The organism is Ureibacillus sp. FSL K6-3587 (assembly GCF_038593165.1).
Classification (GTDB): Bacteria; Bacillota; Bacilli; order Bacillales_A; family Planococcaceae; genus Ureibacillus; species Ureibacillus suwonensis.
Window position 1 is genome coordinate 2,222,843 of the sequence record NZ_CP151969.1, and the last position, 13,186, is coordinate 2,236,028.

Genomic DNA, 13,186 nt, shown 5'->3' on the forward strand with positions numbered 1-13,186 from the left:
CACATAAAAAAATTGAAGGAGAAGGAGAAAGAGGCATGAAGAAATTATTATCATTTTTGCTTTTATCCGTTCTTGTACTCGCACTAGCAGCATGCGGTACGAAAGACGATGCAAATTCTTCGTCTGATGAAGGAACAAAAGACGACGAAACAAAAGAAAAAGTAACATTAAAAGTGGGTGCTTCCCATACACCGCATGCGGAGATTTTGAAAAAAGCCAAACCTATTTTGGAAAAAGAAGGAATTGAACTGGAAATTGAAGAATATCAAGACTATGTATTGCCAAACGAAGATTTGAACAATGGCGACCTTGATGCAAACTACTTCCAACACATTCCGTATCTTGAACAAAAAGTGGCCGAAGAAGGTTATGATCTAGTCAATGCTGGCGGTATCCACATCGAACCGATCGGCATCTACTCCAAAAAATATAAATCTTTAGATGAACTGCCTGATGGTGCGACAATCCTGATTTCAAACTCAATTCCTGACCATGGCCGCATTTTATCATTGCTTGAAGCGCAAGGTTTAATCAAATTAAAAGACGGCATTGATAAAACAAAAGCCACATTGGATGATATTGTAGAAAATCCGAAAAACTTGAAAATTGAAGCAACTGACGCTCCTGAAATGATGGTTACATATTATGAAAACGAAGAAGGAGACGCAGTTGTCATCAACTCCAACTTTGCGATTGACGCAGGCATCAACCCTGTAAAAGATTCCATCGCCATTGAAGGTTCAGAATCACCTTATGTAAACATAATTGCTGTACGTTCCGGCGATGAAAACCGCGAAGAAATCAAAAAATTGGTAGAAGTATTGCGCTCCAAAGAAATCCAAGACTTCATTCTTGAAGAATGGGGCGGCTCAGTAGTACCAGTAAGCGAATAATTTAGCGGTAAAAAACCTCCTAATCGGGATGATTAGGAGGTTTTTTCTAATTTAAAAGGCTATTGGAATTGATTCAATCTGGAGAAGAATGAATTGACGAATTTGATAAATACTTGTTCAGAAGGAGCCAATTCCCGGTTCGCCGGATAAATGATTCCTACGTTGCGTGTGATGTTTGGGTTATCAATTTTCATTTTGATCGTTAAACGCGGGGTTGAATCATAGAAGGAGCTTTCAGGAAGCAATGTGACGCCAATGCCTGCTGCCACCATCCCTTTCAAAGCGTCCATATCTTCCCCTTCCGAAGTGACTTTAGGAAGAAAACCAGCCGATTTGCATGCATCGACCACGACTTTATGTAGAATGTATCCTTCCGGGAAAAGAACAAAATTGTCATTCCGCAGTTCATCCAAATGGATTTTATCCCGTTTCGCCAGCCGATGATTGGCGGGAAGCAGGGCGCAAATATTTTCGTTGAACAAAATCATTGAATTGATGCTTTCATCTTTTCGGGGTACCGGGCCAAGAAAGGCAAGATTCAACTCCCGATTTTTCACCGCTTCGATCAAGTATCGGTAAGAACCCTGACGCAAGTGGAAATTGACATCAGGATAGTCTTTTTTAAAGGCGGAAATGACTGTCGGAAGAACGTAACTTGCTAAACTGGTAGGGAACCCGATTTTAATGGAGCCCCTTTCAGGATCCAAATATTCCTCCACTTGCTTGACCGCATAATCGATGGCATTGAGTGCGGTAATGGCATGCTCCAAAAAGATTTTGCCGATCGGTGTCAATTTCACATTCCGCCCGACCCGTTCAAAAAGTGGTGTGCCAAGCTCTTCTTCTAAATTTGCTATTTGTCTGCTCACAGCAGATTGAGCTACATGAAGGTGTTCAGCAGCGTCTGAAATATGTTCCCGCTCTGCCACTTCAACAAAATAGCGCAATTGACGTAATTCCAGAGTACTCCCTCCTAATCATCTAAAAAACAGATGAGTCTATATATGATATATATGTATTTTTTATATTAAAAGAAAATTATATAAATGTAAACGATGGAAAGTAATGATGAACCTTTAAAATGAAAGGGGCCGGAAGCGCTTATTTGAATTTTTTCTTCCTACTTTATAAATTTATTAAATAACAATTATTAAAAAAATGATTCCTATTCCTGCCATTGAAAGGATATGCAAGAAGAAAGTATATTGGAATATTTTCTTAATATTCACTCATTATTAATTGTTCTCAATTAGTCGGGGTTTATTGAAAATGAACATGCCTACTTATTACAAAAACGATCACTGAAAAAACTGAATTGGGAATTGTAAACACTAATATTGGTGAGGTTTTTGCTGATTTATGGGAATAAAAGTTTAAAACTTTTGCATGCCCCCTTGATTTAGGTTAAGATTAGAATGATAATAAATTAGTAATGGTACTGCCAACCATAACAAAAATGGAGGTATATAGATGTCAACTTTAACAATTAAAGATCTTCATGTATCAATCGAAGGAAAAGAAATTTTAAAAGGTGTAAACCTGACAATCAATACAAATGAAGTACATGCAATCATGGGGCCAAACGGTACAGGAAAATCCACATTGGCTTCAGCGATCATGGGTCATCCTAAATATGAGGTTACTCAAGGAACAATTGAAATAGATGGACAAAATGTATTGGAAATGGAAGTGGACGAGCGGGCTAAAGCGGGGCTTTTCCTTGCCATGCAGTATCCATCCGAAATTTCAGGTGTTACCAATGCCGACTTCATCCGTTCAGCCATTAATGCCCGCCGCGGGGAAGGCAATGAAATTTCAATCATGAAATTTATCCGTGAATTGGATAAAACAATGGAATTCCTGGAAATGGATCCTGAAATGGCTCAACGTTATTTGAACGAAGGTTTCTCCGGTGGGGAAAAGAAACGTAACGAAATTCTTCAAATGATGATGCTGAAACCTAAATTCGCCATTTTGGACGAAATCGACTCCGGTCTTGATATCGACGCTTTGAAAGTCGTTTCCAAAGGCGTTAACGAAATGCGTGGCGAAGATTTTGGCTGCTTGGTGATCACCCACTATCAGCGCTTATTGAACTACATCACTCCAGATTATGTTCATGTTATGATGCAAGGCAAAATCGTGAAATCCGGCGGACCTGAGCTGGCTAAGAAATTGGAAGCGGAAGGTTATGAATGGGTCAAAAAAGAGTTGGGAATTGAAGATACAGACGCAGTAACTGAAAAAGAAGCTTAATTAGGAGGACGATGAAAGATGACGGTTGAAACAAAATTGGCGTTATCAGCTAGCGAAGTCCGCTCGTTCTCTGAATCAAACAACGAACCGAAATGGTTTACTGATTTACGTGCGGCTGCCCTTGAAAAAGCTGTTGATTTACCAATGCCGAAACCAGATAAAACAAATATTGAAAAGTGGGATTTCATCAATTTCCCAAAACATACGGTGAAAAGTGAACTTTTTGCCATTGAAGAATTGCCGGAAGAAGTAAAGGAATTAATCGATGTTGAACAGCAAGAAAATCTCTATGTTCAACGAAACAACACGCCGGTCATTTTAAAACTTTCAGATGAACTTAAATCCCAAGGCGTTATATTCACAGATTTCCTGACAGCTGTGCGCGAACATGGGGATTTGGTTCAAAAATATTTTATGACGACAGCTGTCAAATTGGATGAACATAAATTATCCGCTTATCATGCGGCTTTGGTGAATGGTGGAGTGTTCTTATACGTTCCGCAAAATGTTGTCATCGAAAAACCGATTCAAGTGGTATTCCTGAACGATGATGAAGAAGCTTCATTATTTAATCATGTGTTGATCGTAGCGGATAAAAATTCGTCCGTCACATACGTGGAAAACTACTTATCGACAGTAGAAAAGGCAAAAGGCCAAGCCAACTTGATCGAAGAAGTCATCGCATTGGATAATGCACAAGTTACTTTCGGTGCAGTCGATGTCCTTGCCGATGGATTTACAACTTATGTAAACCGCCGTGCCCATTTAAACCGTGATGCAAAAATCGATTGGGCATTGGGCTTAATGAACAACTCGGATACAATTTCCGAGAACATTACCCACCTTGTTGGCGACGGCTCCCATGCGGATACAAAAACAGTAGTGGTGGGAACAGGAAGCCAAAAGCAAAACTTTACAACGGAAGTTCGCCACTGGGGCAAAAACTCGGAAGGCTTTATTTTGACTCACGGTGTAATGAAAGATGCGGCTCAAAGCATCTTTAACGGCATCGGTAAAATTGAACATGGTGCATCCAAATCCAACGCTCAGCAAGAATCCCGCGTATTAATGCTTTCAAGCAAAGCCCGCGGGGATGCCAACCCGATTTTATTAATCGATGAAAATGATGTTATGGCTGGACATGCAGCTTCTGTGGGACGGGTGGATCCGACCCAGCTTTATTACATGATGAGCCGTGGCATTTCGAAAGAAGAAGCGGAGCGCTTGATCATCCATGGTTTCCTTGCGCCGGTTGTAAACTCATTGCCAATTGAAGGAGTAAAAAATCAGTTAACGAAAGTTATTGAAGGGAAAGTTCGTAAATGAATGAATTTCGAAAAGATTTTCCTATATTGAATCAAGAAGTAAACGGGCATCCGCTCGTTTACCTTGACAGCGCCGCAACATCTCAAAAGCCTGTGCAAGTTTTGGACGTCGTTCGCAAATATTATGATTTTGACAATGCCAATGTGCACCGCGGAGTTCACACGCTTGGAAATCGTGCAACGGATGCGTATGAAGGGGCCCGGGAAAAAATCCGCAAATTCATCAATGCCAGATCAACAAAAGAAATCATTTACACAAGAGGCACAACGACTTCCTTGAATACAGTTGCGAGTGCTTATGGAAGACAAAATGTAGAGGAAGGCGATGAAATCGTCATCACTTATATGGAACACCATTCAAACTTGATTCCATGGCAGCAACTCGCAAAAGAAAAAAAGGCGGTATTAAAATATATCGATTTGGAAGAAGACGGAACGATTTCATTGGATACAGTGAGAAAAACGATCACACCGAAAACGAAAATTGTGGCAATGACAATGGCTTCCAACGTATTGGGTACCATCAACCCGGTAAAAGAAGTTGCTGCCATTGCCCATGAAAATGGTGCGATCATGGTGGTGGATGCAGCCCAGGCAGCGCCGCATATGCCGATTGACGTACAAGATATCGATTGCGACTTTTTGGCCTTTTCCGGTCATAAAATGTGCGGTCCTACAGGAATCGGTGTCCTTTACGGCAAACAAGAACTTTTGGAAAAAACGGAGCCGATTGAATTTGGCGGCGAAATGATTGATTTCGTTGATTTATATGATTCCACATGGAAAGAGCTTCCTTGGAAGTTCGAAGGCGGTACGCCAAACATCGCCGGCGCCATTGGTTTAGGGGCTGCAATCGATTATTTGACGAATATTGGAATGGAACGGATTCGACAACATGAACATGAATTGGTAGCATATGCTTTATCTGAAATGGAGAAAATTGAAGGGATCCAAATTTATGGTCCGAAAGATCCGAATAAACGTTGCGGTCTGATTACATTCAATTTAGATGGCGTGCATCCTCACGATCTTGCAACGGTTCTCGATATGAGAGGAATTGCCATCCGTGCAGGACATCACTGTGCACAACCGTTGATGAAATGGTTGAAAGTTTCTGCAACGGCACGGGCAAGCTTCTATCTCTATAACAACAAAGAAGATATCGATGCGCTCGTTGAAGGATTGCTCGCAGCGAAGGAGTATTTTAACAATGTCTTTGAATAATTTAGATCAACTATATCGTGCGGTCATCATGGAGCATTATAAAAAACCGCGAAATAAAGGCCACTTGGATGAAAATAACGTAACCGTTGATATGAATAACCCAACTTGCGGTGACCGTATCCATTTAACATTAAAAATCAACGACGGTATTGTGGAAGATGCCAAATTTGATGGCGAGGGTTGTTCCATTTCCATGTCATCCGCTTCCATGATGACGGAAATCATCAAAGGAAAAAAAGTGGAAGAAGCACTCAAACTGGCAGAGATTTTTTCAAAAATGATGCTAGGCCAGGAAATTGATGAAGAGACGTTGGAAGAAATGGGGGATATTGCTGCACTTCAAGGTGTATCCAAATTCCCTGCCCGCATTAAATGTGCGACTCTTGCCTGGAAAGCGATGGAAAAAGGAGTAAGCCAAGAGTTAAAATAATTTGAACGGAGGAGAGAACATGGCAAAAAATGTGCCTGATATTGGCGATTACAAATACGGTTTCCGTGACAAGGACGTTTCTGTATTCCGTTCAAAACGTGGATTAACCGAAGAAATCGTCCGTGAAATTTCAACAATGAAAAATGAACCTGAATGGATGCTCGAGGCCCGTTTAAAAGCCCTTGATATATTCTATTCAAAACCAATGCCGCAATGGGGTGGCGACTTATCCGAATTAAACTTCGATGAAATCACTTACTATGTAAAACCGACGGAAGCGACTCAACGTTCCTGGGATGAAGTGCCTGAAGAAATCAAAAGAACGTTCGACCGTTTAGGTATTCCGGAAGCGGAACAAAAATATTTGGCCGGCGTTTCCGCCCAATACGAATCAGAAGTGGTTTACCACAACATGAAAAAAGAACTTGAAGAAAAAGGAATCATCTTCAAAGATACAGACTCCGCTTTGAAAGAAAACGAAGAGCTGTTCAAAAAGTATTGGGGAACAGTGGTGCCGGCTTCCGACAACAAATTTGCCGCTTTGAATACAGCTGTTTGGTCCGGTGGTTCATTCATCTACGTTCCACCTGGCGTGAAAGTGGAAACTCCGCTTCAAGCATACTTCCGGATCAACTCTGAAAATATGGGGCAATTCGAACGTACGTTAATCATTGTGGACGAAGGGGCTTCCGTACATTATGTGGAAGGATGTACAGCACCTGTTTACACTACAAGCTCCCTTCACTCTGCGGTGGTTGAAATCATCGTGAAGAAAGATGCTTACTGCCGTTATACGACAATCCAAAACTGGTCCAACAACGTGTACAACCTGGTGACAAAACGTACGGTTGTGGAAGCGAACGGTACAATGGAATGGATTGACGGCAACATCGGTTCCAAACTCACAATGAAATATCCTGCATGTATTTTGAAAGGTGAAGGAGCCCGCGGTATGACGTTATCCATCGCATTGGCGGGTAAAGGTCAGCACCAAGACGCCGGTGCAAAAATGATCCACTTGGCACCGAATACGTCATCCACAATCGTGTCCAAATCCATTTCAAAACAAGGCGGTAAAGTAACATACCGCGGTATTGTCCGCTTCGGTCCGAAAGCAAGCGGCGCCCGTGCGAATATCGAGTGTGACACATTGATTTTGGATAATGAATCGACTTCCGATACAATTCCATACAACGAAATATTGAATGATAATGTGTCCCTTGAGCACGAAGCGAAAGTATCCAAAGTATCCGAAGAACAATTATTCTACTTGATGAGCCGCGGCATTTCTGAACAGGAAGCGACAGAAATGATCGTTATGGGCTTCATTGAACCATTCACTCGCGAACTTCCAATGGAATACGCAGTAGAGATGAACCGCTTGATCAAGTTCGAAATGGAAGGTTCTATCGGATAAGGCTTATTTTATAAGGGTTTTTCAGTTTAGAGGGGTACACACCCACGAACAACTACAAAAAATTCATTTTAAATACCGCTGATATAAATCCAAAGCGTCATCTTCCATTTTCTTGGTGACGTGTAGGCATATATCAGCGGTTGTTTTTTGCTTGCATGATAATTTTTCCTATTGTAATCTTGCTTGTTTGGTTATTATTTGCATTTTTTGAATGAGGCAAGTCATATCCTTACACGTCTTCCCGTTTGGAATCCAAAATTATCCACAGTACGTTTAATTAATTTAAAAAAATATCATATTTAAACAAATTGCAGGGTTCTTTTTTACTGAGGAATTATGATAATATGTAGTAATAAATGTAATAAAAGTAATGGAGTGGAAAAATGGAGAGGACACTTATCAAGTCATCAATTTATGGACTAGTGTTTGGACTGGCTTTTTCTATTCTCTTCTTCGATTATAAAGTGGTAAAAGATTTGGGCAATGGAAATTACGTGACCGAATATAAGCCTGTACTTGATTATATCATTTCAATCTTACGTTGCGGCATAATCGGGATGTTTCTGGGACTGTTCGTTGGTTGGCTGCGTGGAAAGAAAACCAATGCACAGCCGGCAAAAACGTATTATTTTCCAGTCTTTCTAGCAGTGTTTTTACTTTCAATGATTGGATTCATTATACTCAATTTATATAGATGAAATATATTGTGTATGTTTTACAAATAAAAACAGGGCAAAAGGTGCCCTGTTTTTTATATGATGGGAGTTTTCTATGAAGGTTTATGGCGGACTGAAAGCTATTTGATATATCCTTTTTCAAGTAAAAATTCAATCAATTGATTTTTGCATTCCTCAATGGAATATTTTTCGCTGTCCACGACGATTTCCGGATTGTCCGGCGCTTCATAAGGGGCGCTGATGCCCGTAAAGTTTGGAATTTCATTATTTCGGGCTTTTTTGTACAACCCTTTCGGATCTCTGCGTTCACATTCTTCAATGGAACATTGTACATACACTTCGATGAATTCATCTGCTTCCACAAGGGATCGGACTGAAGCCCGGTCTTCTTTATAAGGTGAAATGAAAGCCGTCAACACGATTTGTCCGCTTTCTACAAAGAGTTTGGATACTTCGCCAATGCGGCGGATGTTTTCCTTTCTGGATTGTTCGTCAAAGCCCAAATCTTTGTTCAGACCGTGGCGGATGTTGTCGCCATCGAGGACAAAGGCTTGATTTCCCCGGTCAAACAATTCCTTTGCCAATGCATTCGCAATGGAGGATTTTCCGGATGCGGATAATCCCGTGAACCATAGGATGAAACTGTGATGACCATTTTTCTTGCGATAATCCGCTTTTGTGATGGATGTATCATGCCATACGATGTTAGAACTCATTGTAACAACTCCTTATGAATGAACTTCTTCCCGAAGCCCGCGGATTAAGACTTCTACCACTTCTTTGCGGCTGAATGTGCTTGGCGGAACTTCCCCGTTGCGCAACATTTCGCGCACTTTCGTTCCGGATAAAATGATGCGGGTGGATGCATCGTGCGGGCATGTTTTCGTTGTGGCCATTCCGTCGCAAGCTGTGCAATAGAAGCTGTGTTCAAATTTAAGCGGCGTGATGCCGATTTCTTCCGGTTTGAATTGGTCAAAAATCTTTTGGGCGTCGTATGTGCCGTAATAGTTTCCCACACCGGCATGATCGCGGCCGACAATGAAGTGCGTGCAGCCGTAGTTTTTGCGCACCAATGCGTGGAAAATCGCTTCCCTTGGTCCGGCGTAGCGCATCGCTGCAAGGAATACGCCTAACTGCACCCGATCTTTCGGATAGTAATTTTCAAGCAATACTCCGTAGCTTTCCATGCGGATTTTTGCCGGAATATCATCCGATTTTGTTTCTCCCACTAAAGGATTGAGGAATAGCCCGTCAACGATTTCCAAAGCCACTTTTTGGATGTATTCATGGGCGCGGTGTACCGGGTTTCGTGTTTGGAAACCAACGACCGTTTTCCATCCTTTTTTCTCAAATAATTCCCGAGTTTCAACCGGGTCGTAAGTGTAGTCGGGGAATTGTTTTTTCGTTCTTTTTACAAGGGTGATTTTCCCGCCGACATACACATTTGGACGGTCAAACAATTTTTTCACGCCAGGATGGTTTAAATCATCTGTTCCATACACATTTTTGGCTTCAACGGTTTTATCCGGTTTGTAAATATCTTGAATTTCGATGATTCCGTATACTTCTCCATCAAAGACTAACTTGGCTTTGTCGCCAACTTTTAATGTGCTAGCCAATTCTTCTGTTACCGGAAGCGTAATGGGAATGCTCCAAACAATCCCGTTTGCCAAACGCATATTTTCTACTACGCTTTTATAATCTTCTTCGGATAAGAAGCCGTCGATTGGGCTATAAGCACCGACTCCGATCAACTCCAAATCACTGATCGCAATCCCATCAAGGGGAATTTCTTTTTGCAGATGTTCATAGGGCTCATTTGGGTCGTAGGCGTTCACCAATACGCCGCCATGGGGTTGAATGGTTGTCATTTTTCATTCCTCCTAATCAACATGTAATCCACATTCTGTTTTATTGAAACCTGCCCATCTGCCGGAACGCAAATCATCCAATGTATAAGCCGGTTTTGTGCAGTGGGCGCATCCGATGCTGGGGTAACCTTGGTCATGGAGCGGGTTGTAATCCAACTGATGTTTGCTTACATAACGCCACACATCTTTCCAAGTCCAATGAATCAACGGACAGATTTTAACGGATTGGAACTTATTATCTTTGTTCAGGAAGTTCACATGTTTTCTAGTTTCCGATTGTTCCCGGCGCAATCCGGAAATCCATGCTTTCGCACCGGTCAAAGTTTCCCGGAGAGGGATGATTTTCCGGATTTCGCAACACTTGTTTGGGTCTTTTTTCCAGAGTTCATCTCCATACAATTTTGCTTGTTCTTCCAATGAAATGGCTGGTTTTTTAAGTATGATGTTTAACGATGGATATCTTTTCTTCACCTTTTCAATGGTTTCATAGGTTTCTTTGAAATGAACCTCCGTATCTAAAAAGACGATTTGTGCATCAGCCTTCACCTTTGAAATCAGGTCAATGAGCACAATCCCCTCGATACCAAAACTGCATGCGTAAATAACATCTTCACCATATTGGTCATAGGCCCACCGAAGGACATTCAAAGCGCCCTTGTATGTTTCATCCACTTCGAAATCGATGGGCGGATCTTGCCAAGTTTGATAAGTCAGCATGTACTTCCTCCTTTCAATAAAAAAGGAGGCGTTTTAATGTAATAAAAAATTTCAAAAACCTTACATTAAAACGCCTCTAGTTTTCTAGTCAGCGTATGATATTAAATTGATTAAAAATAAAATGTAATTTAAAGTATACTATTTTACTTGGAGAAATCAATATTAAAATGGCAATTTATAAATATTTTAAAAACCATGTTGACTTATCGGAAAAATTTGATTATTGTATGAAACAAAGAATACGACAAGAAAGCGCAACTGATCAGACAAACTGAAGGTTGCCTGCATGCCCTCTTTGATGGGGCTTGTAGGCAGCCTTCTTTTATTTTTTAAAAAGAAAAGGAGAGATGAAAACATGAAAAAGAAAAGGAGATTACTATTATTAATTGGAATCATTTCACTTTTATTAGTATTGTCAGCTTGCGGCAGAAAAGGGGCAAGCGGCGATGAAACTTCCAATAGCGCAAGCGGAAACAACACTACCGCTTCCAAGGAACCTGTTGAACTATTAAATGTTTCCTATGACCCGACACGGGAATTATATGAAGAATTCAACAAAGCCTTTGCAGCCCATTGGAAAGAAGAAACCGGCCAGGAAGTGAAAATCCAGCAATCCCACGGCGGATCTGGAAAACAAGCGAGATCTGTCATTGATGGAATTGAAGCGGATGTTGTCACACTGGCATTGGCTTATGACATTGATGAAATTGCCTTGACACGCCAATTATTGAACGAAGATTGGCAAAAAGAGTTTGAAAACAATTCTTCGCCATACACTTCAACCATTGTCTTTTTAGTTCGCAAAGGGAATCCGAAAAATATCAAAGATTGGGATGACTTGACAAAAGAAGGTGTGTCCGTCATCACACCTAACCCGAAAACAAGCGGTGGTGCACGCTGGAATTACTTGGCGGCATGGGCATTTGCCAGCAGAAAATATAACGGCGATGAAGCAAAAATCAAACAATTTATGAAAGATTTATATAGCAATGTGGAAGTGTTGGATTCAGGCGCGCGCGGATCTACAACAACATTTGTGGAACGCGGCATTGGTGACGTGTTGATTGCATGGGAAAACGAAGCATATCTGTCTTTAAAAGAATTTGGGGAAGATGAATTTGAAATTGTCACACCTTCTTTAAGTATTTTGGCTGAACCTCCAGTGGCCATTGTGGACAAAATCGTTGATAAAAAAGGTACACGCAAAGTGGCGAAAGCATACTTGAAATATTTATACAGCGAAGAAGGCCAAGAAATTGCAGCGAAAAACTTCTATCGTCCACGCGATGAAAAAGTGTTGGAAAAATATAAAGATCAATTCCAAGATCTGGAGTTGGTCACTGTAGAAGAATTCGGCGGCTGGCAGGAAGCTCAAAAAACGCATTTTGCTGACGGCGGAACATTTGATGAAATTTATCAATAATGGCTAACTTGAACTGTTTGAATTGAACAGCTTTTCGGTTGGGATTTAATGAATCAGCATAAAGGGGGTCGACAGCGCCATTCCTTTATGCTGAATCTTCATAATGGAGTGATTTATGTGGAATTCACGTTGAAAAGGAAGAAAAGGGGCACAATCATCCCTGGATTTTCTCTGACCCTCGGATATACAATGCTCTATTTGAGCATGATTGTTTTGCTCCCATTATCAATGATTGTAATAAATACGCTTTCGATGAGTTGGAGCGAATTTTACGAAACCATCACCCATCCCCGGGCAGTGGCTTCTTATAAATTGAGTTTTGGCAGTGCTTTGGCTGCCGGGATGGTCAATGTGATTTTCGGGACGATTATTGCATGGGTGCTTACCCGATATGATTTTCCGGGAAAGAAAATCATCGATGGGCTTGTAGATTTGCCTTTTGCGTTGCCAACTGCGGTTGCAGGGATCGCGTTGACGGCACTTTATGCCCCAAGCGGATGGATTGGACAATTTTTTGATTTTAAAATTGCGTATACGCCGCTTGGCATTGTCATTGCCCTCACATTTATCGGGTTGCCATTTGTTGTCCGGACAGTTCAACCGGTCTTGCAAAATCTGAGCAGAGAGGTGGAGGAAGCATCTGCAAGCCTCGGTGCGAACCGGTTCCAAACCTTTGTGAAAGTGATTTTGCCTGAACTGTATCCGGCCATGATCACAGGATTTGCTTTGGCCTTTTCAAGAGCGATTGGTGAATATGGTTCGGTTGTATTTATTGCGGGGAATATGCCAATGAAAACGGAAATCACACCGCTCATTATCATGACAAAACTTGAACAATACGACTACGTTGGAGCTACCGCCATCGCTGTTGTCATGCTTGTCGGTTCATTTGTCGCACTACTGATCATTAATCTCATCCAATGGAGAATGAACCGGAAATTCAATTACTAGGA

13 protein-coding genes are annotated in these 13,186 nt (G+C 41.3%); 9 read left to right on the forward strand and 4 right to left on the reverse strand.

What is annotated here, in order from left to right; translation table 11 throughout:
• The first annotated feature begins 35 nt into the window (after positions 1-35).
• Entirely contained in the window at positions 36-893 is an 858-nt protein-coding gene (locus tag NSS77_RS10945) for a MetQ/NlpA family ABC transporter substrate-binding protein (RefSeq protein ID WP_342468786.1), read from the forward strand.
• 59 nt (positions 894-952) lie between these two features.
• Here NSS77_RS10945 and NSS77_RS10950 read toward each other — a convergent pair whose 3' ends face one another.
• Positions 953-1,855: a LysR family transcriptional regulator gene (locus NSS77_RS10950; RefSeq protein ID WP_342471258.1), complete on the reverse strand. Its 903-nt coding sequence runs from the start codon at positions 1,853-1,855 to the stop codon at positions 953-955.
• A gap of 508 nt (positions 1,856-2,363) precedes the next feature.
• Between NSS77_RS10950 and sufC the strand changes: the two genes are divergently transcribed.
• The 6 genes from sufC (at position 2,364) to NSS77_RS10980 (ending at position 8,243) form a co-directional block, all read left to right on the forward strand.
• The gene (gene sufC / locus NSS77_RS10955) at positions 2,364-3,149 is read left to right on the forward strand and encodes a Fe-S cluster assembly ATPase SufC (protein WP_342468787.1); all 786 of its coding nucleotides are present in this window, start codon (positions 2,364-2,366) and stop codon (positions 3,147-3,149) included.
• A gap of 18 nt (positions 3,150-3,167) precedes the next feature.
• Entirely contained in the window at positions 3,168-4,475 is a 1,308-nt protein-coding gene (gene sufD, locus NSS77_RS10960) for a Fe-S cluster assembly protein SufD (protein ID WP_342468788.1), read from the forward strand.
• The gene (locus NSS77_RS10965) at positions 4,472-5,698 is read left to right on the forward strand and encodes a cysteine desulfurase (RefSeq protein WP_342468789.1); all 1,227 of its coding nucleotides are present in this window, start codon (positions 4,472-4,474) and stop codon (positions 5,696-5,698) included. The genes sufD and NSS77_RS10965 overlap by 4 nt, the downstream gene beginning before the upstream one ends.
• Positions 5,685-6,128: a Fe-S cluster assembly sulfur transfer protein SufU gene (gene sufU / locus NSS77_RS10970; RefSeq protein ID WP_342468790.1), complete on the forward strand. Its 444-nt coding sequence runs from the start codon at positions 5,685-5,687 to the stop codon at positions 6,126-6,128. The genes NSS77_RS10965 and sufU overlap by 14 nt, the downstream gene beginning before the upstream one ends.
• A 19-nt stretch (positions 6,129-6,147) precedes the next feature.
• Positions 6,148-7,545: a Fe-S cluster assembly protein SufB gene (sufB, locus tag NSS77_RS10975; RefSeq protein ID WP_342468791.1), complete on the forward strand. Its 1,398-nt coding sequence runs from the start codon at positions 6,148-6,150 to the stop codon at positions 7,543-7,545.
• A gap of 383 nt (positions 7,546-7,928) precedes the next feature.
• A complete protein-coding gene (locus tag NSS77_RS10980; RefSeq protein WP_342468792.1) occupies positions 7,929-8,243 on the forward strand; it encodes a hypothetical protein in 315 nt (104 codons plus the stop codon).
• Between the two features lie 98 nt (positions 8,244-8,341).
• Here NSS77_RS10980 and cysC read toward each other — a convergent pair whose 3' ends face one another.
• Genes cysC through NSS77_RS10995 form a run of 3 tightly spaced genes read right to left on the reverse strand, consistent with a single transcriptional unit; the run spans position 8,342 to position 10,810 of the window.
• On the reverse strand, positions 8,342-8,938 hold the full coding sequence (cysC, locus tag NSS77_RS10985; protein WP_342468793.1) for an adenylyl-sulfate kinase: 597 nt from the start codon (positions 8,936-8,938) through the stop codon (positions 8,342-8,344).
• Between the two features lie 12 nt (positions 8,939-8,950).
• Complete coding sequence (sat, locus tag NSS77_RS10990) at positions 8,951-10,093, reverse strand: sulfate adenylyltransferase (protein WP_342468794.1); 1,143 nt, start codon at positions 10,091-10,093, stop codon at positions 8,951-8,953.
• Positions 10,094-10,105: 12 nt separating this feature from the next.
• Positions 10,106-10,810, reverse strand: coding sequence for a phosphoadenylyl-sulfate reductase (locus NSS77_RS10995; RefSeq protein ID WP_342468795.1), 705 nt, complete (start codon positions 10,808-10,810; stop codon positions 10,106-10,108).
• 355 nt (positions 10,811-11,165) lie between these two features.
• Between NSS77_RS10995 and NSS77_RS11000 the strand changes: the two genes are divergently transcribed.
• Complete coding sequence (locus NSS77_RS11000; RefSeq protein ID WP_342468796.1) at positions 11,166-12,233, forward strand: sulfate ABC transporter substrate-binding protein; 1,068 nt, start codon at positions 11,166-11,168, stop codon at positions 12,231-12,233.
• A gap of 87 nt (positions 12,234-12,320) precedes the next feature.
• Positions 12,321-13,184 carry a sulfate ABC transporter permease subunit CysT gene (gene cysT / locus NSS77_RS11005; protein WP_342471259.1) on the forward strand — a complete coding sequence of 288 codons (864 nt, stop codon included), beginning with the start codon at positions 12,321-12,323 and terminating at the stop codon, positions 13,182-13,184.
• The last annotated feature ends 2 nt before the right edge of the window (positions 13,185-13,186 follow it).

Excerpts from the sequence above, each read along its gene's own strand:
- NSS77_RS10980 (WP_342468792.1), top strand. The coding sequence starts at position 7,929 with ATGGAGAGGACACTTATCAAGTCATCAATTTATGGACTAGTGTTTGGA.
- NSS77_RS10965 (WP_342468789.1), top strand. The coding sequence starts at position 4,472 with ATGAATGAATTTCGAAAAGATTTTCCTATATTGAATCAAGAAGTAAAC.
- sufD (WP_342468788.1), top strand. The coding sequence starts at position 3,168 with ATGACGGTTGAAACAAAATTGGCGTTATCAGCTAGCGAAGTCCGCTCG.
- NSS77_RS10995 (WP_342468795.1), bottom strand. The coding sequence starts at position 10,810 with ATGCTGACTTATCAAACTTGGCAAGATCCGCCCATCGATTTCGAAGTG.
- NSS77_RS10945 (WP_342468786.1), top strand. The coding sequence starts at position 36 with ATGAAGAAATTATTATCATTTTTGCTTTTATCCGTTCTTGTACTCGCA.
- sufB (WP_342468791.1), top strand. The coding sequence starts at position 6,148 with ATGGCAAAAAATGTGCCTGATATTGGCGATTACAAATACGGTTTCCGT.
- sufU (WP_342468790.1), top strand. The coding sequence starts at position 5,685 with ATGTCTTTGAATAATTTAGATCAACTATATCGTGCGGTCATCATGGAG.
- sat (WP_342468794.1), bottom strand. The coding sequence starts at position 10,093 with ATGACAACCATTCAACCCCATGGCGGCGTATTGGTGAACGCCTACGAC.
- NSS77_RS11000 (WP_342468796.1), top strand. The coding sequence starts at position 11,166 with ATGAAAAAGAAAAGGAGATTACTATTATTAATTGGAATCATTTCACTT.
- cysC (WP_342468793.1), bottom strand. The coding sequence starts at position 8,938 with ATGAGTTCTAACATCGTATGGCATGATACATCCATCACAAAAGCGGAT.
- sufC (WP_342468787.1), top strand. The coding sequence starts at position 2,364 with ATGTCAACTTTAACAATTAAAGATCTTCATGTATCAATCGAAGGAAAA.
- cysT (WP_342471259.1), top strand. The coding sequence starts at position 12,321 with ATGCTGAATCTTCATAATGGAGTGATTTATGTGGAATTCACGTTGAAA.